The sequence below is a fragment of the Streptomyces sp. RKAG290 genome (genome assembly GCF_023701695.1).
Taxonomy (GTDB): Bacteria; Actinomycetota; Actinomycetes; order Streptomycetales; family Streptomycetaceae; genus Streptomyces.
In genome coordinates this window covers 4,274,481-4,300,844 of sequence record NZ_JAJOZC010000001.1, presented here as the reverse complement: position 1 = coordinate 4,300,844, position 26,364 = coordinate 4,274,481, and the positions used below count along the sequence as shown (strand labels likewise).

Below are 26,364 nucleotides of genomic sequence, written 5' to 3'. Positions count from 1 at the left end.
GACGCCTGCGCGGCGGGGCGTCACACCAGGTCAGGTGCACCCTCGTGGACGGGGTCCTTGGCCACCGGGTGATCCGGGCCGCCGGCCGGGGCGGCGGCACGCAGCGCCTCCTCGACCCGGCGGTTGCTGGTCATGGACGCCGTGACGGCCGTCATCGCCAGGAGGAGGACGGCGGCCGCGTAGAGCGGGGTGCGGATGTCGTAGGTGGTGGCGAGCCAGCCGCCGAGGAAGGCCCCGACGGGGGCGGCGCACATGGCCAGCATGCGGGAGGTGGAGGCGACCCGGCCCATGAGGTGGGCGGGGACGATCGCCTGCCGGAGGGAGGGCGCGAGCACCATCGTGGCGCCCATGCCGGCCCCGCAGACGGCGAGCGCCAGCCCGGCCACGTACGGGTTCGGGGCAGCGGCCAGGCCCAGCATGGCAAGCCCTTCCACGGCGGCCGTGCAGGTCAGTGCGGTGCCGGTGCCGAGTCGGCGGCCGAGGTAGGAGGCGATGCCCGCACCCAGCAGGCCGCCGGTCGCCTCCGCTGTGAGGAGCAGGCCGAAGCCGTAGGTGTCGATGCCCAGGCGTTCGTGCGCGAAGAGGGCGAGGACGGTCTCCACGGCGAGGAAGGCGACGTTCCCGACCGCCGGGCGGAGCGCCAGGCCGAGCAGCACCCGGTCCCGGAAGACGTACGCGGCACCGGCCCGTGCCTGCCGAAGCAGCGACTCGCGGACCTCCGGCACGGGCCTGGGCATGGCGGGCAACGTACGCACGAGCAGTGCGGAGAGCGCGAACGACACCGCGTCGGTGAGCAGCGGAACCGCCCGCCCGAGCGCGAGCAGCGCACTGCCCGCAGGCGGCCCCACGAAGCCGGACATGGCGGTCTGGGCGCCGCGCAGGCGGGAGTTGGCGCGCTCCAGAAGCACGGAGTCGCGGCGGAGCAGATCCGGCAGATAGGCCGTGGCGGCCGTGTCGAAGAAGAGCCCGCCGAGGCCGAGCAGGAAGGCGACGGCAGCGAGCAGCGGAATGCTCAGCACGTCGAGGGCGGCCGCCGCCGCGGGTATCGCGAGCAGCGCCGCACGTGCCGTGTCCGCGACCCACATCGTGCGCCGGCGGTCCCAGCGGTCCACCAGCGCGCCGCCGAGCACCCCGAAGAGCAGCCACGGCAGCGTCCCGGCGGCCGTGACGACGGCGAGCGCCATCGGGTCCCGCGTCAGCGTCAGCGCGAGCAGCGGCAGTGCCGCATGCGTCACCCCGTCACCGAGCGAGGAGACCGTCTGCGCGGTCCACAGCCGCCCGAACCCGGTCGGCAACTTCCCTGTTGATGCTCTCACTTGGCACCCCCGTCGGCCTGCTCACGCGCTGCCGGGTGGAACAGTGCGAAGACGAGCGACGCGTCCGGCAGCGACGGATCGGACAGCTCCCGGTACTCGTCCGCCAGCGCCTGCAGCCGCGCCCCCAGTTGCGCGAACTGCTCCTCGGTGAGCCGCAGATGCGCCATCCGTACGTGCCGCTCGCCATCCCCCGGCGACGCCTCCAGGTCCGCCACCGCATGGCGCATCAGCACGTCCGGCCCCCCTTCGCCGGGATCCGGCAGCGCGATCGCCCCCGCGGCCATCGCGTAGTACCGCTCGGTGACACCCCGCACCTTCCGCGTCCGCACCACCTTCACCAGGCCGGCCCGCTCCAGCAGCCGTACGTGATAGCTGGAACTCCCCTTCGCAAGGCCCACCCGCCCGGCGATCTGCGTGATCGTCGCGGGCTCGAAGCGGAGCACGGCCATGATCCGGTGACGCGTGAGATTGGAGACCGCGCGCAACTGCTCGTCAGTGGTGACGTGAAACGTCTCGGGAAGATCGTCGCTAGGCATGCGAGTAATGGTCAACGATTCTTGACCATTGCGCAAGAGCTTTCGCACGGACGCCCGGAATCCGCTGTCCGGCCGCGAGACCGGCGGACCTGTGCGAGCTGCGCGCCGGCACAGCGCCGCGCCCCTCCGGTTCGAAGCCCCCACGCAGGAGGCGAATCGGACCGCGCTCCGTCCGGGCGGCATCCCGCACCTCAACCACTCGCACGCCCCACCCCCACCCCGCAACCACGACAGGGGCCCCCGCCGTACACCGAGCGGGTCCCGGAACCCGCTCGCACGCCACCGACCTCGGCCGATAGCGTGCAGACCATGAGCACTCCCGACACCAACGCCCCGACAGGCACCGACACCGCCGCCGCCCACCCCCGGTTCGCCGAGGCACTGCGCGAGCTCGGCCTCGACGTCGAGATCCGACGCTTCCCGGAAGCCACCCGGACCGCCGCCGAGGCCGCGGCCGCCCTCGGCTGCGAGCTCAGCGAGATCGTCAAGTCGCTGATCTTCGAGGCCGACGGGGTACCGGTACTGGTCCTGATGGACGGCTCCTCGCGCGTCGATATGGAGCTCGTGCGGCAGGAGTTGGGCGCCGCGAAGGTCCGGCGGCCGGGGCGGACGTGGTCCGGGAGGCCACCGGCTACGCGATCGGTGGCGTGCCCCCCTTCGGGCACCGCACCAGGACCCGGGTGCTGGCCGACCGCGGGCTGCTGGCCCACGAGGTGGTGTGGGCGGCGGCGGGCACCCCGTACACGGTCTTCCCGCTCGGCCCGCAGTCACTGATCGAGCACGCCGGCGCCACGGTGGTGGACGTGCGCGAGCAGCCCGCATGACGCCGCTGGTCGCCTTCGCCGTCCTGGTCGCCGCGTTCACCCACGCCGGATGGAACGCCATCGCGCACGCGATCAAGGACCAGCTGCTGTCCTTCACCCTGATCTCCGGGGGCGGGCTGCTGATCGGGGCGGCCGCCGCCGGCTTCGTCCCGTTCCCGGCGGCGGAGGCCTGGCCGTACCTGTTCGCGTCCGCCGTCCTGCACGTGGCGTACATGCTGCTGCTGATGCGCTCGTTCACCCTGGGCGACTTCGGCCAGATGTACCCGATCGCCCGCGGCACCGCCCCGCTCGTGGTCACCGTCCTCGCCGCCGTCTTCGTGGGCGAGCGCCCGGACGGCTGGGCCACGGCAGGTGTCGCGGTCGCCTCGGCGGGACTGGTCGGGCTGGCCCTGTGGGGCATCCGCGGCTCCGGCAAGCGCCCGCACTGGCCGGCGATCGTGGCCGCGCTCGCGACCGGTCTCGCCATCGCCGGCTACACGACGGTCGACGGCGTCGGGGTACGCGCCTCCGGCAGCTCGCTCGGGTACATCGCCTGGCTGATGGTCCTGGAGGGCGTCGCCATTCCCCTCTACGCCCTGTACCGCCGCCGCTCGGCACTGGTGACCCAACTGCGGCCGTACGCCACGCGCGGACTGCTCGGCGCGGCACTGTCCGTGGCCGCGTACGGACTCGTCCTGTGGGCCCAGACCCGTGCGGCACTGGCCCCGGTCGCGGCGCTGCGCGAGTCCTCGATCATCGTCGGCGCGGCCATCGGCACGGTGTTCTTCAAGGAGCGGTTCGGCGCGCCCCGGATCGCGGCGGCCGGGCTGATGGTGGTGGGCATCGGGCTGATGCTGCACGCGAGTTGAGCAACCCGCTGCCCGACGACCCGACGGTCAGCGCGACCGGCGGCAGGCCGCCTGCGTGCCGAGCCAGTCCGCAGCGGCGTCGCGCACCCGGTCGGTCCCCGGGGTGTACGGAACGTCCACATCGGGGGCGATGGGCCCGTCGTAGAGGTGCCCGTCCCGGTCGGCCTCGCGGGCGACGGTCAGGACGACCAGTGCCCCGTCGGAGAGCGGGTACGACGAGTTCGCGGTGGGGACGCCGGCGGTCGGCTTCCCGAACGTACGGGTGCGGGGGCGCCCCCGAAACGCGATGGTGACCGCTTCGGCCGCGCTCGCGGTAACGGGGCCGGTCAGGACGGCCACGGAGGCGCCGGCCGCGCGAGGGGCTCGGCGGGGCCCCACTTCGCCGCGTACTGACGGGGAGTGCCGCGCTCCATCACCCAGGGGTCCTTCTTGCCGTCCGCGTACACGGCCGCGCCGACCGTGCCGTCGCCGAGGACGGCCCCCACGGCGGCGAGCGGCCCCCACATGTCTCCCCCGTGGTTGCCCCGCAGGTCGATGACCCAGCCGCAGGCGCCCCGGCCGTCGAGCGAACGGACGGTGGAGCGCGCCGAGCGGACGTAGGGGGCGGCGACACCGTCGGACGGGACCGGAGGTAGCAGCAGATATCCGACGGCGCCCGGGAGGAGGCGGCCTTCGGGAAGTATCAGGTCCTCAGGCGGCGCATTCAGCTCCGCGGACGCCTCCTCAGGGTCCCGGAAGGTGCTGTGGTGGTCGTCCAGCTCCCGTAGCGCGTCCCGGATCGCCGGGTAGGTCTCGGCCGGCGTCCGGGCCCCGCGCGCACGGCCGACGGCGCCCCGCCGGACCTTCGGCCAGTTCACGTCCGCGGCAACCAGGGAGTTCGCCTCCATGATGTCGAGGGCCGAGTTCAGGTAGGCGCCCGCCTTCGGCGTCATCCCGCCCGCGGGCTCCCCCGCACCATCGGCGGTACATCCCGTCCCCGCAAGTACCCCGGAAGTCAGGAGCACTTGGGTGATCAGGAATATCCGCCATCGGCCCGAAACCCTCACAAGTCACTCCCGTCCAGCAGCCTCGACGCATCGGCGGTCGGGCTCCACCCGCATTCCAGCACGTCACACCTGAGCGGCACGGGCGGGGCGGGCCGGCTCGTCCGGCCCTTTCTTCCTTTTCCATGCCTCACCAGCGGGGCGCCCGGCAGTGGGCGTGCGGTCAACTCCTCGCAGGCCAGTGCGCCTTGTCGGAGGCCGGCGCGTCCCGTTCCGCAGATTTCACGCCGACGACAGCTGTTCACCAACTATTGACACGCTCTTGTCAGGAGCGGAACACTCCGGGACGGGAGAGCGCTCTCCCACCACCCCACGTTCCCCCACCCACGCAGCAGGAGGTCTCCATGCCACGGAGGTCAAGAACACTCACCGGACTGCTCTTGTTCACCTCGCTGACCCTGACCACGGCCGGGATCGCCGGAATCACGGCGACAGCGAACGCGTCCACCGAAACGCCGGCCGCAGCGGCGGGCACCCACGCCGAGCACGCCGCCTACTCCATGCCGGGCATGCCCGGGATGGCCGCTTCCACCAAGGCCTCGGGCGACGACCCGGACGGCGACGGCTACATCATGGCCGACCCGCCGGTCACCGGGGTCACCCCCTCGACGGAGGTACCGCCGCCGGCGTACTTCCACGAGTTCCAGGCCAAGTGCGCCCCGACGCACACCGCTCCGGACGACCCGATCGTCTACCCGGGGCAGCCCGGCAAGTCCCATGACCACACGTTCATGGGCAACACCACGACGAACGCCAACACCACCACCGCCTCGCTGGAGGCGGGTGGCACCACCTGCCTGGCTCCCGGCGACAAGTCCGGCTACTGGATGCCGAGCCTGTTCAACGGGGACACGAAGATCCTCCCCGAGGGCGTCCAGACCATCTACTACAAGTCGGGCGTCACCGACTACCGCAGCGTGCGGCCGTTCCCGAGGGGACTGCGGTACGTCGTCGGCAGCCCGATGCAGACCAAGGACGAGTTCAAGAACCTCAAGGGCACCGTCGAGGGCTGGGAGTGCGGCGAGTCGTTCAAGAACTACGACTTCCCGGCCACCTGCCCGACCAGCCGGGACACCTACCTCAACCTGCGCCTCCAGGCGCCGAGTTGCTGGGACGGCATCCACCTGGACACGCCCGACCACAAGAGCCACATGGCCTACCCGGTGGCGGGGGGCGCCAACTACAACTCCTGCCCGGCCGACCACCCCGTCGCGCTGCCGATGATCGAGTTCAAGATGGCCTGGCCGGTCAACGGTGACATGTCGCAGGTGAAACTGGCGAGCGGCGCCGGCTTCTCCTTCCACTACGACTTCATGAACGGGTGGGACGCCGCCACCCTCGACGCGATGGTCACCCACTGCGTCAAGGGCGGTCTGCAGTGCGACCCGCACGGCTACGACGAGAACCACCCCGACGCGGGCGCCGTGCTCGACGGCAACTACGAACTCCCGTAGCCCGCAGGGCCACCACCCCCGGAGCCGGGGCCATTTTTCGGCCCATTCCGGAGAGCGCTCTCCAAGATCACGTACGACGCTCCCCCCGCACCCGCCTCCCCCCACCCGCAAGGAGATGGACATGCACCACCCCCCACCCGCACGGCCAGGCGCATCGTGGCCCCATTCGCGGCGGCGGCGCTGCTGACCGGAGCCCTGGTGGCTCTGCAGGCGCCCGCCGCCCAGGCGGCCGGCAGCATCGTCAAGGTCACCGGCTCGCAGGGCAACTGGCAGCTGAGCGTGGACGGTTCGCCGTATACGGTCAAGGGTCTGACCTGGGGCCCCTCCGTCGCCGACGCGGAGAAGTACATGCCGGACGTGGCGTCCATGGGCGTCAACACCATCCGCACCTGGGGCACCGACGCCACCAGCAAGCCGCTCTTCGACACGGCGGCGGCCCACGGCGTCAAGGTGATCGCCGGCTTCTGGCTCCAGCCGGGCGGCGGTCCGGGCGCCGGTGGCTGCGTCAACTACCTGACGGACACCGAGTACAAGAACAACATGCTCGCCGAGTTCCCCAAGTGGGTCGACACCTACAAGGACAACCCCGGCGTGCTGATGTGGAACGTCGGCAACGAGTCGACGCTCGGCCTGCAGAACTGTTACGGCGGAGACGAGCTGGAGGCCCAGCGCAACGCGTACACCACCTTCGTCAACGACATCGCGAAGAAGATCCACGCGGTCGACCCCAACCACCCGGTCACCTCGACCGACGCCTGGACCGGCGCCTGGCCGTACTACAAGAAGAACGCCCCGGACCTCGACCTGTACGCCGTCAACGCCTACAACGCGGTGTGCAACATCAAGTCCGACTGGGAGCAGGGCGGTTACGACAAGCCCTACATCGTCACCGAGACGGGTCCGGCCGGTGAGTGGGAGGTCGACGACGACGCCAACGGCGTCCCGACCGAGCCGACCGATGTCGCCAAGGGCGAGGGCTACACCAAGGCGTGGGGCTGCATCACCGGGCACACCGGGGTGGCGCTCGGCGCCACGATGTTCCACTACGGCGTCGAGGACGACTTCGGCGGCGTGTGGTTCAACCTGCTGCCCGGCGGCCAGAAGCGGCTCTCGTACTACGCGGTGAAGAAGGCGTACGGGGCCGACACCTCCGGCGACAACACCCCGCCGGTGATCACCGACATGGCGGTGGACGGTGCCACCACCGGTGTCGCCACCGGCAGCGACGTGAAGATCAGCACCCGCACCACCGACCCGGACGGTGACGCGATCACCTACCAGGTGCTCTTCAGCAGCAACTACATCGACCAGAACAAGGCACTGGTACCCGCCGAGACCAAGGACAACGGCGACGGCACCCTGACCGCGAAGGCGCCCAGCAAGACGGGCGTCTACAAGGTCTACGTGAAGGCCACGGACGGCCACGGCAACGAGGGCATCGAGACCAAGTCGCTGAAGGTGATCCCGCCGAAGGTGGACGGGACGAACGTGTCCCAGGGCAAGACCGCCACGGCCTCCACCTCCCAGACCGACCCGACCGGCGGCTGCCCATGCGGTGCGGCCAACGCGGTGGACGGCAAGTTCGACACCCGCTGGGCCAGTGACTGGAGCGACCCGCAGTGGGTCCAGGTCGACCTCGGCGCCTCGACGAGCTTCAAGCACGTGCAGCTCGCCTGGGACCCGGCGTTCGGCAAGGCGTACGACATCCAGACGTCCGAGGACGGGCAGAGCTGGACGACGGTGAAGTCGGTGACCGACGGCAACGGCGACATCGACGACATCGACGTCAACGGCACGGGCCGCTACGTGCGGATCAACGGCACGGCCCGCGGCTCCGGCTACGGCTACTCGCTCTACGAGTTCGGCGTCTACAGCTGACAGGAGGACGGCCCTCATGATGATCACTCACCTGGGGCGGGCACAGCCCTACGCGCTCAGCCTGTTCCGCATCGTCATCGGGTTGCTCTTCACCTGCCACGGGCTCGCCTCGGTCTTCGGCGTCCTGGGCGGCGCACCGGTCCCGGCGGGTACCTGGCCGGGCTGGTACGCCGCTGTCATCCAGCTGGCCGGCGGCACCCTGGTGCTGTTCGGCCTCGGTACGAGAACGGCCGCGTTCGTGGGCTCCGGCTCCATGGCGTTCGCGTACTTCGACGTGCACCAGCAGCGAGGTCTGCTGCCGATGGAGAACGGCGGCGAGGCAGCGGTCTTCTTCTGCTGGACGCTGCTTCTGATCGTCTTCACGGGTCCCGGCGCGTTGGCCGCGGACCGGCTGTTCACCTCCCGCGGAGCCGCCCGGGAGGGCGCCGGCAACGAGCAGAAGCAGCAACTGGAGGTACCCGCCTGAGGGGGACGGGAACCTCACACACCGGCCTCCCGGGACTGCCCCGGGAGGCCGGTGCCGTGCTGTGCGGTGCGGCTCAGCGCCGTGCGCGGGAGCGGCGTGCGCGTACGCCGACCGCGGTGGATGACGGGCGCCCTACTCCTTCGCGAGTGCCCGCCGGAAGGCCGTGTTCACCGCGGTCAGCCCGCCGTCCACGGACAGCGTCGTACCGGTGACCCAGGCCGCGTCGCGGGAGGCGAGGAAGGCGACGGCGGCCGCGATGTCCTCGGGCTCACCGACCCGGCCGAGCGGGTAGAGGCCGCTGAGCCGGGAGAGTTCGGCGTCCCGTCCTGCCCAGGCGTCGGTGCGGATCGTGCCGGGCGCGACCAGGTTGACCCGCACCCCGCGCGGTCCTGCGTGGCCCGCGAGCGTACGGGTGAGGCTGGCCAGGCCCGCCTTGGCGGCGCTGTAGGCGTGGTTGCCGAAGTCCTGTTCGCCGTTGACCGACCCGATGCTGACGATGGCGCCCCGGCCGGACGCGGCGAGGTGCGGCAGCGCGGCGCGCGAGCACCGGTAGGCGCCGCTGAGCGTGACGTCCAGGTCGCGCTGCCAGGCCTCGTCCGGCTCGTCCTCGAAGAGCGCGGAGTCGGGGGTGCACGAGTAGGCGTTGTTCACCAGCACGTCGAGGGCGCCGAACACCGAGACGGCGTGGGCCACCGCCGCCTCGACCGCGGCCCGTTCGGACACGTCGCAGGCCAGCGAGTCGGCCGAGCCGCCGCTCTGCCTGATCTCCGCCGCAACCCGCCCGGCCCGGTCGCGGTCCAGGTCGGTGACCAGGACCCGGGCTCCCTCGGCGGCCAGTCTGCGGGCGGTGGCGGCGCCGATGCCCTGGCCCGCACCGGTGATGAGTACGCCGTAACCGTCGAATCGCGAGCGCGCAGCAGGAGTCATAGCACCGACCGTACTGCGCGGACCAGGGCCTGGGCGCGGGGGTCGGCGGTGACTCCCTTCTGCAGACCGTTCGTCACATAGCCGAGCGCGATGCCGGATTCGGGGTCGGCGAAGCCGAGCGAACCGCCCCGGCCCGGGTGGCCGAAGGAGCCCGGGGACAGCAGCGGGGAGGCCGGTCCGTGCAGCATGTAGCCGAGGCCGAACCGGGTGGAGACGACCAGCACCCGGTCGGGGCCCGCGGACTCCTCGGTGCGGGCCAGCGTCAGCGTGGCCGGGGCGAACAGCCGGTGGCCGTCGACCGGGCCGATCATCGCGGCGTAGATGCGGGCCAGGCCCCGGGCGGTGGCGATGCCGTTGGACGCGGGGAGTTCGGCGGCCCGGTAACCGGGGTCGTTCTCGTCGGGGAACGGGTCGATGGCCCCGAACGCCTTGCGGGTCAGCGACTCGGGGTCGCGGTAGGCATCGACGACCGAGCGCTTGGGGCGCATCCGCAGCGCGCCGGTGCCGTCCCCGGCGGGCGGCTCGACCTGGCCGATCCGGCCCACCCGGTGTGCCTCGTCCGCCGGGATCCCGAACCAGAAGTCCAGGCCGAGCGGGCGGGCGATCTCCTCGGCGACCCAGCGGCCGACGGTACGTCCGCTGACGCGTCGCACCAGTTCGCCGACGAGCCAGCTGTAGGTCTGCGCGTGGTAGCCGTGCTCGGTGCCGGGCTGCCACTGGGGGCGCTGGGCGGCGACCGCCCGCGGCCCGCTCACGCCGTCGGCCGCCTCCTGGGGGTCAGCGGCCGGTCCAGGGCCGGGACGCCGGCCCGGTGGGCGAGGAGATCGCGTACGAGGACGCGCTCCTTGCCGTTCGCCTTGAACTCCGGCCAGTAGGTGCCGACCGGGGCGTGCAGGTCGATCTGGCCGCGCTGGTGCAGGAGCAGCGGGACGGCGGCCGCGACGCCCTTGCCCGCCGAGCGGACGACCTGCACGGTGTCGACGGCCCACGGCTCGACGCCGTCGACGTCCCTGGTCCCGGCCCACAGGTCGACGACCTTGCGCCCGTGCCGGTAGACGGCGACCGCCGCCCCGCGGTCACCGCGCTGCTCGAAGTTACGGATGAAAGCATCCCGGACCGGTTCGAATCCGGGCGCCACGGTGCCCCGTACGTCCACGCCTGCTCCTGCGCTCCCGCTCATCCCCCCATGGTGCATTGCACCGCAGGTCGCAGGTGGGGCGGGTCACCTCATGTTCACCGTCACGGAACGCGGGTCGAATCCGAAGGGGAGCTCCAGCCGGTGGGCGCCCATCAGTTCCTCGTCGCAGAGGAGGTCCTGGGTGCGGTCGTCGGCGACGATGACGCCGTCGCTGAGGATGACCGCGCGGCCGCAGAGCTCCAGGGCGTACGGCAGGTCGTGCGTGACCATCAGCACGGTGACGTCCAGCGACCTCAGGATGTCGGCGAGTTCGCGGCGGGAGGCCGGGTCCAGATTGGAGGAGGGTTCGTCCAGCACGAGGATCTCCGGCCGCATGGCGAGGACCGTGGCGACGGCGACGCGGCGGCGCTGGCCGAAGGAGAGGTGGTGCGGCGGCCGGTTGACGTACTCCTCCATGCCGACCTGCTTGAGCGCGTCGGTGACCCGCTCCTCCAGCTCGGCACCGCGCAGTCCGCCGGACGCGGGTCCGAAGGCGACGTCCTCGCGGACGGTGGGCATGAAGAGCTGGTCGTCGGGGTCCTGGAAGACGATGCCGACGCGGCGGCGGATCTCGGCGAGGTTGCGCTTGGCGACCGGGAGCCCGGCGACCCGGACGGTGCCGGCGCCCGCGTCGAGGATGCCGTTGAGGTGGAGGACGAGGGTGGTCTTGCCGGCGCCGTTCGGGCCGAGCAGGGCGACGCGCTCGCCGTGCGCGACGGTCAGGTCGACGCCGAAGAGGGCCTGATGGCCGTCGGGATAGGCGTAGGCGAGACCGCTGACCTCCAGGGACGGCGGCGTGGGCGGCACGGGGCGGCGGAGGGCTGACTCATACGGTCCATCCCAGCAGACAGACGACGAGGGCGAGCACGGGGAGGGCCGAGGCGTACGCCCACTGGGTGCGGGAGGCCGTCACCTCGTCGATGACCGGCATGGAGCCGGTGTAGCCGCGGCTGACCATCGCGAGGTGGACGCGTTCGCCGCGCTCGTAGGACCTGATGAAGAGCGCGCCGGCCGATTTGGCCAGCACCCCCCACTGCCGGACCCCGCGCGCCTCGAAGCCGCGCGAGCGGCGGGCGATGGACATCCGGCGCATCTCGTCGGTGATCACATCGCCGTACCGGATCATGAAGGAGGCGATCTGGACGAGCAGCGGCGGCAGCCTGAGGCGTTGCAGGCCGAGCAGCAGGGAGCGCAGCTCGGTGGTGGAGGCGAGGAGTACCGAGGCGGCGACGCCGAGGGTGCCCTTGGCCAGGACGTTCCAGGCGCCCCAGAGACCGGGGACGCTGACGGAGAGGCCCAGCACGTGCGTCTGCTCGCCGGGCACCACGAACGGCATGAGCAGTGCGAACGCGACGAACGGCACCTCGATCAGCAGCCGCTTGAGCAGGAAGCCGGCCGGGATGCGAGCCAGCACGGTGACGCCCGCGATCAGCAGCGCGTACAGCCCGAAGGCCCAGACGGCCTCGCGCGGGGTGGTGACGACGACCACGACGAAGCAGAAGACGGCGGCGAGCTTGCAGTGCGGCGGCAGGTCGTGGACCGGCGAGTGGCCGTGCCGGTAGAGCTTGTGTGCGTGTCCCGCGCCCATCAGACCTTCTCGTCGGTGCGGGTGAGGACAGCGGGCTCGTCCGTCGTCCGCCGGCGGCGGACCACGTAGAACGCGCCGCTGCCGACGACCAGGGTGGCGCCGACGCCGATCACGCCGGCCAGTCCGCCGGAGATCCGGGCGTCGGAGATGTCCTTGACGCCGTAGTCGGCGAGCGGGGAGTCCTTGGCCGCGTGCTCCTCGGCCTTCTTGTCGATGCCCTGGTCCGTGGCGACCTTCTCCAGGCCGTCGGGGTTGGCGGAGGCGTAGAAGGAGACGAAGCCCGCCAGCACGAGAGCGGTGATCAGGCCGGTGGCCCACAGGCCCCGGTTGGAGCGGGTGGCCGCGACCGGGGCGACGGGCTCCCGGGTGGGCGCGTCCACCAGCTCGCCGTCGACCCGGAGCTTGAGCGGGGCGGTGAGACCGCGGGCGCCGTGGACCAGGTCGGGGCGTACGGCGATGACGGCGCCGACGGTCAGCGCGGTGATCGCGGCCTCGCCGATGCCGATCAGGACGTGGACCCCGACCATCGCGGTGAAGACCTTGCCGATCGGGATGTCGGTGGTGCCGCCGATCCAGTACATCAGCGTGAAGGCGCAGGCCGCGGCCGGTACGGAGACGAGCGCGGCGACGAAGGAGGCGGCGGTCATGGAGCGGCGGGTGCGGGGCAGCACGCGGACCAGGCCGCGGAAGAGGGCGTAGGCGACGACGGTGGTCACGATGCCCATGTCGAGGATGTTCACCCCGAGCGCGGTCAGCCCGCCGTCGGCGAAGAGGATGCCCTGCATCATCAGCACGACGGATATGCACAGGATGCCGGTGTACGGCCCGACCAGGATCGCGGCCAGCGCTCCGCCCAGGAGGTGGCCGCTGGTACCGGCGGCGACCGGGAAGTTCAGCATCTGCACGGCGAAGATGAAGGCGGCGACCAGTCCGGCCAGCGGCGCGGTGCGCTCGTCCAGCTCGCGGCGGGCCCCCTTCAGACTGACGGCCACGGCACCGGCGGCCACGACTCCGGCGACGGCGGAGACGGGTGCATTGATGAATCCGTCGGGTACATGCATGGGGGAGGCTCCGCTTCCTGCGTTACTGCATTGCTGCGCGGGGTCATGAACCTCTCAATGATAGAGCCTTGTTGCGAAGCGTTCGCAAGAGCGGGTCTGTCACAACTGCCCAGAGTTCTCACAGTGCTCTTTACGTAAAATATGGGACATTGGAGGACGAAGACGTATAAACAGGAGGAGCCGGCCCATGTCCCCCGTGATCAAAGAACATGCCCGAGCCCGGCTCGTCACCGACGCCCGCGACCTGCCCACCGTCCCCGTCGAGCTGCGGTACGACACCGCGGACGGCCCCAGTACGATCCACATCGCCTTCCCCGGCGGCGCGGAGTGGGCCGTCGGACGCGAGCTGCTGGAGCGCGGACTGCGCGCCCCCGTCGAGCGCGACAGTCTCCGGATCTGGCCGTGCGGCCGGGCCCAGCTGGTCGTCGAACTCCACTCGGCGAGCGGGGTCGAGGTGGTGCAGTTCGACAGCGCGCCCCTGATCCGCTTCCTGCGCCGTACGCACACCGAAGCCAGGACCGAGACCGCGCGCGCCTGACGGGTGTCATGGCGAGAGCCCCCGTGCACCATGTGCACGGGGCTCTCGTCGCTCCGGCCCCCCCGTCCCCACAGGTAACCGGCGCTTCCGGGGCCGCGCTCCGCTCAGACGTGGCCCCGGAGGTCAGCGGCTCTCAGGGACGGCTCAGACGCGGGTCAGCTCACGCTCGCCGCCGGCGTCCGGGCCGGAGTCGGCCGAGGCCGTGTCGCTGAGCTCCTTGCGCAGCCCCTCGCCCTCGACGTCCACGTTGGGCAGCGCCCGGTCCAGCCAGCGCGGCAGCCACCAGGCCCGCTTCCCGAGCAGCGCGAGGACCGCGGGCACGATGGCCATGCGGACGACGAACGCGTCGAAGAAGACGGCGATGGCGAGCGAGAAGCCGATCATCTTGATCATCTGCTCGCTGGAGCCGATGAAGCCGGAGAAGACCGCCATCATGATCACGGCCGCGGCCGTGACGACCCTGGCGCCGTGCTTGAAGCCGGTGACGATGGCCTGGCCGGGCTTCTCGCCGTGGACGTGCGCCTCCCGCATCCGGGTCACGAGGAAGACCTCGTAGTCCATCGCGAGACCGAAGACGACACCCACCATGAAGATCGGCATCATCGACATGATCGGACCGGTCTGCTCCACCCCGAAGAGCGAGCCGAGCCAGCCCCACTGGAAGACCGCGACGACCGCGCCCAGGGCCGCGACGACCGAGAGCAGGAAGCCGAGCGCCGCCTTCAGCGGCACCAGGACCGACCGGAAGACCACCATCAGCAGCAGGAAGGCGAGGCCGACGACGAGCGCCAGATACGGCAGCAGCGCGTCGTTCATCTTCTGCGAGAAGTCGATGTTCATCGCGGTGGCACCGGTGACCAGGACCTCGGCGCCGGTGTCGGACTTGATGTCCTTGCCCGCGTCACGGATCGCGTGGACCACGTTCTCCGTCTCGACGGAGCTCGGGCGGTCCTTCGGGACGACGGTGATCATCGCCGCGTCGCCGGCCTTGTTGAAGGTGGCCGGGGTGACGGCGACGACACCCTTCATGCCGGAGATCTCGTCACCGACCTGCTTGGCTGCGGTCTTGCCGTCGGAGCTGTTCGCCGTGTCGACGACGACCAGCAGCGGGCCGTTGAAGCCGGGGCCGAAGCCCTCGGAGAGCAGGTCGTAGGCGCGGCGCTGGGTGGTGCTGGTGGGCTGGGCGCCGTCGTCCGGCAGACCCATCTCCAGCGAGGCGGCCGGGATGGCGATCGTGCCGAGACCGATGACGCCGACGAGCAGCACCCACACCGGCTTGCGCAGCACGAACCGCGCCCAGCGGGTGCCCATGTTCGGCTTGGCGTCGGGCTTGTTCTCGGCCTCGGCGGCCTTGCGCGCCTTGCGCCCCATGACCCGCTTGCCCGCGAAGCCCATCATGGCGGGGACGAGGGTGAGCGCGATGAGGACGGCGATGGCGACCGTGCCGGCGGCGGCGAAGCCCATCTTCGACAGCATCGGGATGTTGACGACGGCCAGGCCGACCAGGGCGATGACCACGGTGAGCCCGGCGAAGACGACCGCGGAACCCGCCGTGCCGACCGCACGGCCCGCCGCTTCCTCGCGTTCCCGGCCCTCGGCCAGTTCGGCGCGGTAGCGGGAGACGATGAAGAGCGCGTAGTCGATGCCGACCGCGAGGCCGATCATCATCGCGAGGGTGGAGGTGGTGGAGCCGAGGTCGAGCACGTTGGCCAGCGCCGTGATCGACGAGACGCCGATGCCGACCCCGATCAGGGCGGTGAGCAGCGGCAGCCCCGCCGCGATGAGCGAGCCGAAGGTGATGACGAGCACCACCGCGGCCAGCGCGATGCCGATGACCTCGGTAGCGCCGGTCTCCGGCATCACCTGGAGCGCGTCACCGCCGATCTCCACGGTCATCCCGGTCTTCTGTGCCGTCTCGCCCGCGTCCTGAAGGGCGTCCCGGGTGGCGTCGGTCAGCTCCATGGAGCTGACCTTGTAGGTGACCGAGACGTAGGCGGTCGTGCCGTTCTTGGAGACGGCCTTGCCCGCGTACGGGTCGACGACCGAGGCGATCTGGTCCGAGCCGGACTTCAGCTCACCGGTGATCTTCTTGACGTCGGCCTTGTTCGCCGGGTCCGTCATCTTCTCGCCCTGGGGGGCCTTGAAGACGATGCGTGCGGTGGCGCCGTCGGCGCTGGCTGCGGGGAATCGCTGTTCCAGCAGGTCGAAGGCCTTCTGGGCCTCCGTACCCGGGATCGAGAAGGAGCTGGAGGTGGCGGTGGACGCGGAGGCCGCACCGAATCCGGCGAGCGCCAGCAGTGCCACCCAGACGAGGGCGACATAGCGGCGGCGCCGGAAGGCGAGCCGTCCGAGCTTGTAGAGGAATGTGGCCACGGAGGCGTACTCCCGGTCAGGTCGTTGAGTGGAAACAGGGCGTGAGGAACCAGCCCGACGACGAGAGCGGCGTGTCAGGTGGGGCGTGGGGAGAGGGCCGTGCGAGGGACGGGGGTCAGACTCCGAGAGCGGGGAGGATCACGGAGTCGACGTAGTCGGTGAGGAACGCATGGTCGACAGCGCGGTCCTCGACCAGCTGCCGAGCGGCGAACGCGCCGATCAGCATGTGCGGTACGTACTTCAGCGCCGGGTTGTCCGGACGCAGCTCACCCCGGTCCACGGCTCGGCGCAGCAGCATCTCGAGGCCGGTCATTTCCGGCTCGATCAGCAGTTCGCGCAGGGCCTGGAGGAGGTCGGGGTTCTCGTGGACGGCATGGCTCAGACCCCGCATCAGCGCGGAGTCCTTCTCCATCTGACAGTCGTCGGTGCGGTCCAGCACGGCATGGAAGTCGCCGCGCAGCGAGCCGGTGTCGACCTCGCCGAGGGACACCGGCTTGTTGTGCCGCAGGGCCGTGACGACGAGCTCGGGCTTGCTCCCCCACTGGCGGTAGAGGGTGGCCTTGCTGGAACGGGTGCGCGCGGCGATGGCGTCCATGGTCAGGGCGTCGTAGCCGACCTCGCGAAGCAGGTCGAGCACGGCGGCGTACAGCTCGCTCTCACGCTCGGGCGTGAGCCTTGTCCGTGCCATGTCTCGACCTCCTGTTCCGCTGAGTCCGTCTCATTCGTACGTCAGTCAATCGAACGAAACTGTTTCGTACACCTCGACGGTACCTCGCCGGTCGAGCGAAACGAAATCGTTTCGCTTGTGTTCCGCACCACAAGTTGCCGCCGCCCCCTCGCCCGGAAAGCATTGGGGGGTGAGTGACGACGTCTCGTATCTCCGGTTCCCGCACCTCCACGAGGATCTGCTCTGCTTCGCCGCAGAGGACGATCTCTGGGTCGCCCCCCTCGTCCCCGAGGGCGATCAGCCCGGACGCGCCTGGCGGGTGACCGTCGACCGCACCAGAGTCAGCCACCCGCGCTTCTCCCCCGACGGGACCCGGATCGCTTACACGACCTGGCGCAGCCTCGACCCCGAGATCCACCTCGCACCCGTGGCCGGCGGCCCGGCCCGCCGGCTGACCTACTGGGGCTCGACGGATGCCCGGGTCCGCGGCTGGACCCCCGACCCGGGCGACGCCGCCCAGATCCTCGCCGTCTCCTCGCACAACCAGCCGTTCTCGTACTTCTCCTGGGCCTACAGCCTGCCCACCGACGGCAGCCCCGGCGGCAAGCTTCCCTGGGGCCCGGTCTCCGACATCGCGGTCGCCGACATCGACGGCGAACGGCGCACCCTGCTGCTCACCGGCACACCCCCGCACGAGCCGGCCGCCTGGAAGCGGTACCGGGGCGGCGCGACCGGACGGCTGTGGCTGCACGGGGAGCGACTGCTGCCGGACATCGGCGGGCACCTCGACTCGCCCATGTTCGTCGGCGGCCGGATCGCCTTCCTCTCCGACCACGAGGGCGTCGGCAACCTCTACTCCTGCCGGCCCGACGGCGGCGATCTGCGCCGCCACACCGACCACGACGCGTTCTACGCCCGGCACGCCTCCAGCGACGGCCGGCGGGTCGTCTACCAGTGCGCCGGGGAACTCTGGCTGGTCGACGACCTGGAGTCGCCCACCGCGGGCCCCCGGAAGCTGGCGGTCCGGCTCGGCGGGCCGCGGGCCGGGCGGCGCAGCTACCAGGTGCCGGCCGCCAGCCATGTCGACGCGCTCTCCGTCGACGAGACCGGCCGTGCCAGCGCGGTCTCGGTACGCGGCAGCCTGTACTGGCTCACCCACCGCGACGGCCCCGCCCGCACCATCAGCGACACCCCCGGCGTCCGGGTCCGGCTGCCGGAGATGCTCGGCAGCGGTGGCCAGGTCGCCTACGTCACCGACGCGGAGGGCGAGGACTCGATCGAGATCGCCTCGCTGCCGCGCGCCAGCGGCGACCGTCCGCCGCGCCGGCTCGCCCCCGGCCTGGTCGGCCGGGTCCAGGAGCTGATCGCCGACCCGGACGGCGAACGGCTCGCCATCGCCTCGCACGACGGCCGGCTGCTGCTCCTGGACACCGACGAGGAGACCGCCACCGGCGAACCCACCGAACTGATCCGGTCCGTCAACGGCCCGGTCCGCGATCTGGCCTTCTCGCCGGACGGTGCCTGGCTGACCTGGTCGCATCCGGGCATCGGGCGTTCGCTGCGCAAGATCAAGCTCGCCCGGATCACGGGTCCGGGGGAACCGGTGGTCGTCGACGTCACCAACGGCCGCTTCGAGGACGAGAATCCCGTCTTCACGGGGGACGGCCGCTATCTCGCCTTCCTCTCCTGGCGCGGCTTCGACCCGGTCTACGACGTGCACACCGGCGACCTCTCCTTCCCGCTCGGCTGCCGCCCGTACCTGGTCCCGCTCTCCTCGGCGACCCCGTCGCCCTTCGCCCTCTCCCCCGACGGCCGGCCGGCCGCGGGCGGCCTCGATCCGGTGGACTCCGCCGAGGCCGGGGCGGCCGAAGGCTCCACGGTCACCGTCGAGTTCGAGGGCCTGCAGAACCGCGTCACGCCCTTCCCGGTGTCCGCCTCCAAGTACTCGGCGCTGTACCCGGTCGCCGGCGGCGGGCTGGTCTGGCTGCGCTGGCCGATCTCCGGCGCGCTCGGCGAGACGTTCGCCAACCCGGCGGACATGTCGGGCCGCCCCACCCTGGAGCACTTCAGCATCGCCAAGGCGAAGAAGACCCAACTCGTCAGCCACATCGACTGGTTCGCCGTCAGCGGCGACGGCTCACGGCTCGTCGTCATGGACGACGGCGAGCTCAGCGCCGTCCCCTCGTCCGAACCCGGCGACAACGACTCCACGGTCTTCCTCGACCTGCGCCGCATCCTGCACGACGTCGACCCGCCCGCGGAGTGGCGGGGGGCGTACGACGAGGCGGGCCGCATCATCCGCTCCTACTTCTGGGAGCCGGACATGTGCGGCATCGACTGGCCGGCCATCCTGGACCAGTACCGCCCGCTGGTCGAACGCGTCTCTACCCCCGACGAGTTCGCCGATCTGCTGCGTGAGGTGCTGGGCGAGCTGGGCACCTCCCACGCGTACGTGGCGCCCGCACGCCGCAACGAGGGCCCGCCGCACTACCAGCGGGCGATCGGCCTGCTGGGCGCGAACCTGGTGTGCCGGGACGGCGACTGGACCATCCAGCGCATCCTGCCCGGCGACTCCTCGGACTCCAAGGCCCGTTCGCCCCTGGCCGGTACGGGCATCAGGGAGGGCGCGGTCCTCACCCATGTCGACGGCCGCGCGGTCGACCCGGTCACCGGCCCCTACCCGCTGCTCTCCGCGGCGGGCGGCACGACGGTCGAGCTGACCTTCCTGCCCGCCGGCGGCGAGGGCCGCGCCCGCCGCGTGGCGGTCGTCCCCCTGGTCGACGAACGCCCGCTGCGCTACCAGGACTGGGTGGCCAAACGCCGTGAGGTCGTACGGGAGGTGAGCGGCGGCCGCTGCGGGTACCTGCACATCCCCGACATGGGCGGCTCCGGCTGGGCCCAGTTCAACCGGGACCTGCGCCTGGAGGTCTCCCGGCCGGCCCTGATCGTGGACGTGCGCGGCAACGCGGGCGGCCACATCAGCGAACTGGTCGTCGAGAAGCTCACCCGCACCATCCTCGGCTGGGACCTGACCCGCAACGCCCAGCCGGTGTCGTACGCCTCCAACGCCCCACGGGGCCCGGTGGTCGCGCTTGCCGACGAGGCGACGTCCTCCGACGGCGACATGATCACCGCCGCGTTCCGCCTGCTGAAACTGGGCCCGGTGGTGGGGCAGCGCACCTGGGGCGGGGTGGTCGGCATGACCGGCCGGCACCAGCTGGGCGACGGCACGGTGATCACGGTGCCGATGAACGCGGCCTGGTTCGACGCCTGGGGCTGGTCGGTGGAGAACCACGGGGTCGAACCGGACCTGGAGGCCCTGCGCACCCCGCTCGACTGGGCGGAGGGCCGGCACGCGGTGCTCGACGACGCGGTGTGGGCGGCCCTTGACCTGCTGGCCGCGAACCCGCCGGCGACGGCCCCGACCTACTCCGACGTCCCCGACCGCCGCCGGCCGCCGCTGCCGCCGCGCTGAGGGCCGCCCTGCGGGAAGGCGCCGGGGCTCACGCTGCGGGCGCTCCGAACCACCGCTCCAACGCGTCCGCCACCGGCTCCCCGGCTCCTGGCCCGCCTGCTCCCGCCCGGCGTCCGGCCCCTGCCGGTCGGCGGCCCAGGCCGTGAACCCGTCGGGGCGCACCAGCAGCCCGGCCAGTTCCGGACGGCCGGGGCAGGCGGCGGCCCGGACGTCCACCCGGCCGCCGTAGCCCTCGGCCTCGGCCCGCAGCTTCGGGTCGTCGGCCAGGTCCAGGAGCAGTGCGCGGCCGCCGTGCAGGTGGTCGGCGAGCCGGCTGCCGTCGGCGAGTTCCAGGTCGGGTGCGCTGCGTCCGACCAGCGGATGACTGCCCGGCAGGTCGTAGTGCTGCCAGACGCCGGAGATCTTCTTGACCAGGTGGGTGGTGCCGTCGACGGTACGGGTCAGGTCGGTGACCACCGCCCGCAGCGAGCGTGCGTGCGACTCCGGCCGCATGAGGGCGACCTGGGCGCGGCTCCATTCCAGCACCCAGGCGCCGATCGGATGCCGTTCGGCCGTGTACGAGTCGAGGAGGCTCTCCGGCGCCCGGCCGCACACCACGGCGGCGAGCTTCCAGCCCAGGTTCATCGCGTCCCCGATGCCGAGGTTCAGCCCCTGCCCGCCGAACGGTGAGTGCACATGGGCCGCGTCGCCCGCGAGGAGCACCCGGCCGGCCCGGTAGTCCGTGACCTGACGGCAGTTGTCGGTGAACCGCGTCGCCGTGCGCACCTCGGTCACGGTGACGTCCACGCCGGACACCCGGCGCAGACTGCCCTGCAGCTCCTCGGCGGTGACGGGCGTCGTGCGGTCGGCGGGCGGTCCGTCGAACTCGACGGTGAGGATGCGGCCGGGCACCGGGCCGTAGGCGTACAGGCCGGCGTCCGTCGCGATCCAGCCGGCTCCGAGCCCTTCGGCGCCGGCCAGGCCGACCATCGCCTGGTAACCGGTGATCTCCGGCGGCGTCCCGGGGAAGTCGAAGCCGGCGAGCTTGCGCACGGTGCTGCGCCCGCCGTCGCAGCCGACCAGCCGGCCCGCGCGCACGGACTCGGGCGCCGGGCCGCCGGCGGGTGCCAGGTGCACGGTCACCCCGTCGTCGTCCTGCTCGAAGCCGGTCAGCTCGACCCCCCTGCGCAGCTCGACGCCGAGCTCCCGGGCACGGTCGGCGAGCAGCCGCTCCAGCGCGGCCTGCGGCACCAGCCCCACGTCACCGGCCGGACCGGCGTCGGCGAAGGCCGGGTCCGCCGCGTCCAGCAGCCGGGCGTCCAGCATGATCCCGGCGAAGTGGCCGGCGAACTTCGGGGGCGGTGGGGTGTTTTCGTCGCCGCCGCGCGCCCGCTGGAACTCCCGGAACAGCTCCATCGCCCGCCGCTGCACCTGCACCAGGGCGGGCAGCATCCCCCGCCGGTCGAGGGCCATGACGGTGGGGGTGTTGACGGCCCCCGCCTTGATCGTCTCGTCCGGTTCGGCCATGCGCTCGACGATCAGTACCCGGTCCACCCCGCCGAGCCGCAGTTCGCAGCCGAGCAGCAGGCCGACGGGTCCGGCGCCGGAGACCACCACGTCGTAGCGCGTCATGAGATCCATGCCAGATAACTTTAGTCACTATAAAAGTATGTTCGCTATAGTTTTCTCGCTAGAGTTTTCGCCATGACGAAGGACCGGGAAGGCCAGGAAGCGGAACTGCCGCTGCGGGAGCGGAAGAAGCGGGCGACGCGGCAGCGGATCTCGGACGTGGCGACGGGGCTGTTCCTCACGGGCGGTTTCGACGAGGTGACCGTCGCGGAGGTCGCCCGGGCCGCCGACGTCTCCGCCATGACGGTCTTCAACTACTTCCCGCGCAAGGAGGATCTCTTCCTCGACCGCATCCCCCAGGCGATCGAACTGTTCACCCAGGCCGTACGGGAGCGGGGGCCGGGGCAGTCCCCGCTGGCCGCCCTGCGCGGCCTGGCGCTCGGGCTCCTCGACCAGCGCCATCCGCTGTCCGCGGTGGACGACGACTTCCCCGCCTTCTGGCGGATCGTCCTGGCCTCGCCCGCCCTGCGCGCCCGCGCCCGCGAGGGCGTGGAGGACCTGGAGCACGCCCTGGCACGGACCTTCGCCGGGACCGGCTCCGGATTCGCCGACCCGGAGCTCGCGGCGGCCCTGACCGTCGCGGCCTACCGCTCGGTCTACGCCACCACCGCCCGCCGCCTCCTCGCGGGAGAGCCGGCGGCGGCACTGGCGGACGACCACGGGGCGCGGGTAGATGCGGCGTTCGACGCACTGGAGAGGGCGCTGGGGTAGATCCGCCCCGACGCGGCTGGGCCGCCAAGGCGCCCTGGAGACAGAGAAAAGGGGCGCGCCCGGAAACCGGGCGCGTCCCTCAACGCGCAACTAGCGAAAGCGCAGACGTCAACGGTCGAACTTCTCGCGAAGGTCGTCCGCCGCACCCCGGGCCCTGTCACGACCCCGCTCAGACGCGTCCGAGGCCCGGTCGGACGCATTCTGCGACCGGCCCCGGTTCTCGCCCTTGCCGTCCTTCATCTTCTTCTGCGCCTGGCCGGCAAGATCCTGCGCCTTGTCCTTGAACTGGTCGGCGATGCCCATGCTGTTCACTCCTCTGTGGGGTGCGTGGGGGTGGCCCCGGTGGGGCCTCGACCAGACTTACACGCCCGGACATTCGCCGCATTTCGATCACTCACGCTGCGTGCGCGCCGCGCGTTCGTCCTGGTCAGCGGCGCCTCCGGCGCCCACCAACCCCTTGCTGACGCCCTCCAGCCGCGATCCGAACCGCTGCATCTCCCGCTGCCCGACGGCGCCGATCAGCGCCGGCAGGTAACCCCGCACGGACTGCATCCCGCGCAGCCACCACTGCGCGTACACGTGCGCGGAGCGCCGCTCGATGCCGGCCACGATCCGGTCGACCGCCGGGCCCAGCGGGTAGGTGCGGTTGGACGGCCACGGCAGCCGCTGCCGCAGCTCCCGCATCACGTCGTCCTGGTCCGCGCCGCGCACCATGTCCGTGTCCGTCCAGGACAGGTAGCCGACCCCGACCTTCACCCCGCGGTAGCCGACCTCGGCCCGCAGGCTGTGCGCGAAGGCCTCGACGCCCGACTTGGACGCGCAGTACGCGGTCATCATCGGTGCCGGAGTGATCGCGGCCAGCGAGGCGATCTGCAGGAAGTAGCCGCGGCTCTCCATCAGGACCGGCAGGAACGCCCGGCCGGTCACCGCGCCGCCGATCAGGTTGACCTCGATGACCCGTCGCCAGGCCACCGGATCGGAGTCGACGAACGGTCCGCCGGAGGCGACGCCCGCGTTGGCGACGACGATGTCGACCTTCCCGAAACGCTCCTTGACCTCCTGCGCGACCCGCGCCATGGCTTCGTGGTCGGTGACGTCCGCGTGCCAGTGGTCGCTCTCCGCGTGCAGCCGCTCCGAGACCTTCTTCAACTCGTCCGGCTCCAGGCCGACCAGCGCCAGCTTCGCGCCCCGCGCCGAGAGCTTGCGGGCCAGCAGCTCACCCACGCCGCGCGCCGCGCCCGTGACGACGACGACCTGTCCTTCGAGACTGCGCCTGCCGCTCATGCGACCTCCTCCTTGCCCTCGACAACAGCCGTACCCTGCACCGGGAGGTACGTGCTCGCCAACTCCCGGATCTTCGCCGTGACCGTCTCCGGCGCCTCGACCGGCGTCATGTGTCCTACCCCCGCCAACTCGGTGAGCCCCAGGCACTCGGGCAGCGCCGCCGCGAGGGCGCGGGCGTGGACGGGCGGCGTCAGCCGGTCGGCCGTACCCGCGATCACCGCGGTGGGCACCCGCAGTTCCCGTACGCCCTCGTCGAGATCGAGCTCCGCGAGCACCTGCCCCCAGGCGACCCGGGCCGCGCGCGGGCAGGCGTGCACGATCCGGGCGCAGATGTCGACCAGGTCCGGAGCCGAACCCCCGCCCATCGTGCCGTACTTGAGGATGCGCCTGGAGAGCGGCGTGACCGGCCCGAGCGGTGCCCGCGCACCGAGGATCGCCCGGGTCATCCGGGACCGCACCGCGCCGGCCCGCATGGGCAGCACGAGCGATTCCGCGATCAGCAGCGAACTCCCGGTGCTGCACAGCAGCACGGCGGCCGCGTGCTCGCGCAGACCGGCCCGCCGCGAGGCGGCCATCATCGTCATGCCGCCCATGGAGTGCCCCGCGAGTACGGCCTTCTCGCCCGGCGCCAGCGTGGCAGCGAGCACCGCTTCGAGGTCGTCGGCCAGCGCGTCGGTGGTGTACTCGTTCCGGCCGGCCGCCGGCGAGCCGCCGTGGCCGCGCTGGTCGTAGGCGATGACCCGGTGGTCCACGGCCAGGTCCCGGATCTGCGCGTCCCAGAAGCGGGTGCTGCAGGTCCAGCCGTGGGAGAGCACCACGGCGGGTGCGCCGTCCTGCCCGTGCACCTCGACATGGACGCGGGAGCCGTCCGCGGAGACGGCCATGAGTTCGCGCGCGGGCACCGGACGGGTGACCTCGCGCCGCAGCTGCCGGCTCATCCCGCGACCTCCTCGGCCACGGCCTTGTGCGTATCGCGCCCCGCGGGCGCCCGTACGACCTCGTACTCCGCGAGGTCGACCCTGCGCGTCACCTTGCGGAACTCGGCGGTGGTGCCGGGCCAGACCGTGGTGTTGCGCCCGTTGGAGTCCAGGTACCAGCTGTTGCAGCCACCGGTGTTCCACACCGTGCGCTTCATCCGCTCCTGCACGCCCCGGTTCCAGGCCCCGACGGCCGAGGGCCGCGCGTCGAGTGCGGCCCGCCCGCCGAGCACGTCCAGCTGCCGCAGGTAGTCGGCCAGGTAGTTCAGCTGGGCCTCGATCATCAGGATCATCGAGGAGTTCCCGAGCCCGGTGTTGGGACCGATGATCGTCATCCAGTTGGGGAAGCCGGCCGCGCTCGCACCGCGCAGCGCCTGCATCCCGTCCTTCCAGGACTCCGCGAGCGTGATGCCGTCCGCGCCCACCACCCGGTCGGCGATCGGCATGTCCGTCACGTGGAAGCCCGTACCGAAGATGATCGCGTCGACCTCGGCCTCCGTGCCGTCGGACGCGACGACCGTCGACCCGCGCACCTCGCTCAGACCGGAGGCGACCACATCCACATTGGGCTGCGCGAGCGCCGGGTAGTAGGCGCTGGAGAGCAGGATGCGCTTGCAGCCGATCCGGTACGAGGGGGTCAGCTTGGCCCGCAGCGCCGGGTCCTTGATCGACCGCGCCATGTTGGACTTGGCTATCCGCTCGACCAGACCCAGCTGGTCGGGGTGCTTGGTGAAGGCGCTGACCTGCAACTCCCGGATTCCCCAGAGGAGTCCGCGGCGCGCGGTGCCGGTGAAGGGGAGCGTGCGGTGCAGCCAGCGCTCGGCGCCGCTGATGGAGCGGTCCATCCGCGGCATGACCCACGGCGGGGTGCGCTGGAACAGCGTCAGCTTCCCTGCCTTCGGCTGGATCGACGGCACGATCTGGATCGCGGAGGCGCCGGTGCCGATCATCGCGACGCGCTTGCCGGTCAGGTCGGCGTCGTGGTCCCAGCGGGCGGAGTGGAAGACCTTGCCGGGGAAGTCGGCGAGCCCCGGAATGTCGGGCATCTTCGGGTCGGAGAGCGGACCGGTCGCGGAGACGACGACGTCGGCGACGATCGTGGTGCCGTCGGCGCTCTCGATGACCCAGTTCAGCTCCTCCCGGTCCCAGCGCATCATCGTCACCTCGTGGTTCAGCCTGAGGTGCGGGCGCAGCCCGAAGGTGTCCGCGACGTGCTCCAGATAGGCGCGGATGTGCTCCTGCCCGGAGAAGGTGCGGGGCCACTCGGGGTTTGGCGCGAAGGAGAACGAGTAGAGGTGGGACGGTACGTCGCAGGCGCAGCCCGGATAACTGTTGTCGCGCCAGGTGCCACCGACCGACCCGGCGCGTTCCAGGATCACGAAATCGGTGATGCCTTCGCGGCGCAGCCGGACAGCGGCTCCGAGGCCCCCGAACCCGGATCCGATCACCGCCACTCGTACATGCTCGTGCTGGGCCATGCTGCCGCCTCCCGCGGTACGTCACACGACTCTGCCAGCAATCACTGGCATTGTTGGGAGACTAGAACAGCTCCGTACCGATGGGTAGGGTACGGCGAAGGAAAGTTACCGGCGGTACAACACGCGGCCTCCCTC

General features: G+C 71.6%; 21 protein-coding genes and 3 pseudogenes. 8 read left to right on the top strand and 16 right to left on the bottom strand.

Annotated features, from left to right (window positions below; translation table 11 throughout):
- Positions 1 to 20 precede the first annotated feature (20 nt).
- Positions 21 to 1,295: an MFS transporter gene (locus tag LNW71_RS18940; RefSeq protein ID WP_250972063.1), complete on the bottom strand. Its 1,275-nt coding sequence runs from the start codon at positions 1,293 to 1,295 to the stop codon at positions 21 to 23.
- 17 nt (positions 1,296 to 1,312) lie between these two features.
- A complete protein-coding gene (locus tag LNW71_RS18935; protein WP_250969317.1) occupies positions 1,313 to 1,852 on the bottom strand; it encodes a transcriptional regulator in 540 nt (179 codons plus the stop codon).
- Between the two features lie 309 nt (positions 1,853 to 2,161).
- Here LNW71_RS18935 and LNW71_RS18930 point away from each other — a divergent pair.
- A pseudogene (locus tag LNW71_RS18930) lies at positions 2,162 to 2,676 on the top strand (YbaK/EbsC family protein).
- Positions 2,673 to 3,524 carry an EamA family transporter gene (locus LNW71_RS18925; RefSeq protein ID WP_250969316.1) on the top strand — a complete coding sequence of 284 codons (852 nt, stop codon included), beginning with the start codon at positions 2,673 to 2,675 and terminating at the stop codon, positions 3,522 to 3,524. Before LNW71_RS18930 ends, LNW71_RS18925 begins: the two are co-directional and overlap by 4 nt.
- Positions 3,525 to 3,551: 27 nt before the next feature.
- Here LNW71_RS18925 and LNW71_RS18920 read toward each other — a convergent pair whose 3' ends face one another.
- Together LNW71_RS18920 and LNW71_RS18915 are read right to left on the bottom strand one after the other, a co-directional pair.
- Positions 3,552 to 3,863 carry a S41 family peptidase gene (locus tag LNW71_RS18920; RefSeq protein ID WP_250969315.1) on the bottom strand — a complete coding sequence of 104 codons (312 nt, stop codon included), beginning with the start codon at positions 3,861 to 3,863 and terminating at the stop codon, positions 3,552 to 3,554.
- Entirely contained in the window at positions 3,851 to 4,456 is a 606-nt protein-coding gene (locus LNW71_RS18915) for a S41 family peptidase (RefSeq protein ID WP_250969314.1), read from the bottom strand. Before LNW71_RS18915 ends, LNW71_RS18920 begins: the two co-directional genes overlap by 13 nt.
- Positions 4,457 to 4,911: 455 nt before the next feature.
- Here LNW71_RS18915 and LNW71_RS18910 point away from each other — a divergent pair, with 455 nt between their 5' ends.
- The 3 genes from LNW71_RS18910 (at position 4,912) to LNW71_RS18900 (ending at position 8,365) form a co-directional block, all read left to right on the top strand.
- Positions 4,912 to 6,021: a DUF1996 domain-containing protein gene (locus LNW71_RS18910; RefSeq protein WP_250969313.1), complete on the top strand. Its 1,110-nt coding sequence runs from the start codon at positions 4,912 to 4,914 to the stop codon at positions 6,019 to 6,021.
- Between the two features lie 156 nt (positions 6,022 to 6,177).
- Positions 6,178 to 7,899 carry a discoidin domain-containing protein gene (locus tag LNW71_RS18905; protein ID WP_250969312.1) on the top strand — a complete coding sequence of 574 codons (1,722 nt, stop codon included), beginning with the start codon at positions 6,178 to 6,180 and terminating at the stop codon, positions 7,897 to 7,899.
- 19 nt (positions 7,900 to 7,918) lie between these two features.
- Entirely contained in the window at positions 7,919 to 8,365 is a 447-nt protein-coding gene (locus LNW71_RS18900; RefSeq protein ID WP_250972062.1) for a DoxX family protein, read from the top strand.
- 132 nt (positions 8,366 to 8,497) lie between these two features.
- On the opposite strand, the gene LNW71_RS18895 is transcribed toward LNW71_RS18900, so the two are convergent.
- The 5 genes and pseudogenes from LNW71_RS18895 to LNW71_RS18875 all read right to left on the bottom strand — a co-directional run bounded on the left by LNW71_RS18895 (position 8,498) and on the right by LNW71_RS18875 (position 13,118).
- Positions 8,498 to 9,292 (bottom strand): SDR family NAD(P)-dependent oxidoreductase, encoded by a 795-nt coding sequence (locus tag LNW71_RS18895; RefSeq protein WP_250969311.1) that lies wholly within the window; start codon positions 9,290 to 9,292, stop codon positions 8,498 to 8,500.
- Positions 9,289 to 10,448, bottom strand: a pseudogene (locus LNW71_RS18890) (serine hydrolase domain-containing protein). Before LNW71_RS18890 ends, LNW71_RS18895 begins: the two are co-directional and overlap by 4 nt.
- A 66-nt stretch (positions 10,449 to 10,514) precedes the next feature.
- Entirely contained in the window at positions 10,515 to 11,276 is a 762-nt protein-coding gene (locus tag LNW71_RS18885) for an ABC transporter ATP-binding protein (protein ID WP_250969310.1), read from the bottom strand.
- A 19-nt stretch (positions 11,277 to 11,295) separates the two neighbouring features.
- Positions 11,296 to 12,057 (bottom strand): cobalt ECF transporter T component CbiQ, encoded by a 762-nt coding sequence (cbiQ, locus tag LNW71_RS18880; protein WP_250969309.1) that lies wholly within the window; start codon positions 12,055 to 12,057, stop codon positions 11,296 to 11,298.
- The gene (locus LNW71_RS18875; protein ID WP_250969308.1) at positions 12,057 to 13,118 is read right to left on the bottom strand and encodes an energy-coupling factor ABC transporter permease; all 1,062 of its coding nucleotides are present in this window, start codon (positions 13,116 to 13,118) and stop codon (positions 12,057 to 12,059) included. The genes cbiQ and LNW71_RS18875 overlap by 1 nt, the downstream gene beginning before the upstream one ends.
- A 187-nt stretch (positions 13,119 to 13,305) precedes the next feature.
- Here LNW71_RS18875 and LNW71_RS18870 point away from each other — a divergent pair, with 187 nt between their 5' ends.
- Positions 13,306 to 13,656 (top strand): SsgA family sporulation/cell division regulator, encoded by a 351-nt coding sequence (locus LNW71_RS18870; protein ID WP_250969307.1) that lies wholly within the window; start codon positions 13,306 to 13,308, stop codon positions 13,654 to 13,656.
- A gap of 144 nt (positions 13,657 to 13,800) precedes the next feature.
- On the opposite strand, the gene LNW71_RS18865 is transcribed toward LNW71_RS18870, so the two are convergent.
- Positions 13,801 to 16,029 carry an MMPL family transporter gene (locus LNW71_RS18865; RefSeq protein WP_250969306.1) on the bottom strand — a complete coding sequence of 743 codons (2,229 nt, stop codon included), beginning with the start codon at positions 16,027 to 16,029 and terminating at the stop codon, positions 13,801 to 13,803.
- Positions 16,030 to 16,144: 115 nt separating this feature from the next.
- Positions 16,145 to 16,717 (bottom strand): TetR/AcrR family transcriptional regulator, encoded by a 573-nt coding sequence (locus LNW71_RS18860; protein ID WP_250969305.1) that lies wholly within the window; start codon positions 16,715 to 16,717, stop codon positions 16,145 to 16,147.
- Positions 16,718 to 16,886: 169 nt separating this feature from the next.
- Here LNW71_RS18860 and LNW71_RS18855 point away from each other — a divergent pair, with 169 nt between their 5' ends.
- On the top strand, positions 16,887 to 20,171 hold the full coding sequence (locus tag LNW71_RS18855) for a S41 family peptidase (protein ID WP_250969304.1): 3,285 nt from the start codon (positions 16,887 to 16,889) through the stop codon (positions 20,169 to 20,171).
- 171 nt (positions 20,172 to 20,342) lie between these two features.
- Here the strand turns inward: LNW71_RS18855 and LNW71_RS18850 are convergent.
- Positions 20,343 to 21,782, bottom strand: a pseudogene (locus LNW71_RS18850) (FAD-dependent oxidoreductase); the annotation flags it as partial.
- A gap of 72 nt (positions 21,783 to 21,854) precedes the next feature.
- Between LNW71_RS18850 and LNW71_RS18845 the strand changes: the two are divergent.
- On the top strand, positions 21,855 to 22,490 hold the full coding sequence (locus tag LNW71_RS18845) for a TetR/AcrR family transcriptional regulator (RefSeq protein WP_250969303.1): 636 nt from the start codon (positions 21,855 to 21,857) through the stop codon (positions 22,488 to 22,490).
- 108 nt (positions 22,491 to 22,598) lie between these two features.
- Here LNW71_RS18845 and LNW71_RS18840 read toward each other — a convergent pair whose 3' ends face one another.
- The 4 genes from LNW71_RS18840 to LNW71_RS18825 all read right to left on the bottom strand — a co-directional run bounded on the left by LNW71_RS18840 (position 22,599) and on the right by LNW71_RS18825 (position 26,229).
- On the bottom strand, positions 22,599 to 22,793 hold the full coding sequence (locus LNW71_RS18840; RefSeq protein ID WP_250969302.1) for a hypothetical protein: 195 nt from the start codon (positions 22,791 to 22,793) through the stop codon (positions 22,599 to 22,601).
- An 87-nt stretch (positions 22,794 to 22,880) separates the two neighbouring features.
- Positions 22,881 to 23,774, bottom strand: a complete 894-nt coding sequence (locus tag LNW71_RS18835; RefSeq protein WP_250969301.1) for an SDR family oxidoreductase — start codon at positions 23,772 to 23,774, stop codon at positions 22,881 to 22,883.
- Entirely contained in the window at positions 23,771 to 24,712 is a 942-nt protein-coding gene (locus LNW71_RS18830; protein ID WP_250969300.1) for an alpha/beta fold hydrolase, read from the bottom strand. Before LNW71_RS18830 ends, LNW71_RS18835 begins: the two co-directional genes overlap by 4 nt.
- Positions 24,709 to 26,229 (bottom strand): NAD(P)/FAD-dependent oxidoreductase, encoded by a 1,521-nt coding sequence (locus LNW71_RS18825; protein ID WP_250969299.1) that lies wholly within the window; start codon positions 26,227 to 26,229, stop codon positions 24,709 to 24,711. Before LNW71_RS18825 ends, LNW71_RS18830 begins: the two co-directional genes overlap by 4 nt.
- Between the last annotated feature and the right edge of the window lie 135 nt (positions 26,230 to 26,364).

Coding starts and splice junctions, on each gene's coding strand:
- LNW71_RS18935 (WP_250969317.1), bottom strand. CDS start 1,852: ATGCCTAGCGACGATCTTCCCGAGACGTTTCACGTCACCACTGACGAG.
- LNW71_RS18925 (WP_250969316.1), top strand. CDS start 2,673: ATGACGCCGCTGGTCGCCTTCGCCGTCCTGGTCGCCGCGTTCACCCAC.
- LNW71_RS18915 (WP_250969314.1), bottom strand. CDS start 4,456: ATGACGCCGAAGGCGGGCGCCTACCTGAACTCGGCCCTCGACATCATG.
- LNW71_RS18910 (WP_250969313.1), top strand. CDS start 4,912: ATGCCACGGAGGTCAAGAACACTCACCGGACTGCTCTTGTTCACCTCG.
- LNW71_RS18900 (WP_250972062.1), top strand. CDS start 7,919: ATGATCACTCACCTGGGGCGGGCACAGCCCTACGCGCTCAGCCTGTTC.
- LNW71_RS18895 (WP_250969311.1), bottom strand. CDS start 9,292: ATGACTCCTGCTGCGCGCTCGCGATTCGACGGTTACGGCGTACTCATC.
- cbiQ (WP_250969309.1), bottom strand. CDS start 12,057: ATGGGCGCGGGACACGCACACAAGCTCTACCGGCACGGCCACTCGCCG.
- LNW71_RS18875 (WP_250969308.1), bottom strand. CDS start 13,118: ATGCATGTACCCGACGGATTCATCAATGCACCCGTCTCCGCCGTCGCC.
- LNW71_RS18870 (WP_250969307.1), top strand. CDS start 13,306: ATGTCCCCCGTGATCAAAGAACATGCCCGAGCCCGGCTCGTCACCGAC.
- LNW71_RS18860 (WP_250969305.1), bottom strand. CDS start 16,717: ATGGCACGGACAAGGCTCACGCCCGAGCGTGAGAGCGAGCTGTACGCC.
- LNW71_RS18845 (WP_250969303.1), top strand. CDS start 21,855: ATGACGAAGGACCGGGAAGGCCAGGAAGCGGAACTGCCGCTGCGGGAG.
- LNW71_RS18840 (WP_250969302.1), bottom strand. CDS start 22,793: ATGGGCATCGCCGACCAGTTCAAGGACAAGGCGCAGGATCTTGCCGGC.
- LNW71_RS18835 (WP_250969301.1), bottom strand. CDS start 23,774: ATGAGCGGCAGGCGCAGTCTCGAAGGACAGGTCGTCGTCGTCACGGGC.
- LNW71_RS18830 (WP_250969300.1), bottom strand. CDS start 24,712: ATGAGCCGGCAGCTGCGGCGCGAGGTCACCCGTCCGGTGCCCGCGCGC.
- LNW71_RS18825 (WP_250969299.1), bottom strand. CDS start 26,229: ATGGCCCAGCACGAGCATGTACGAGTGGCGGTGATCGGATCCGGGTTC.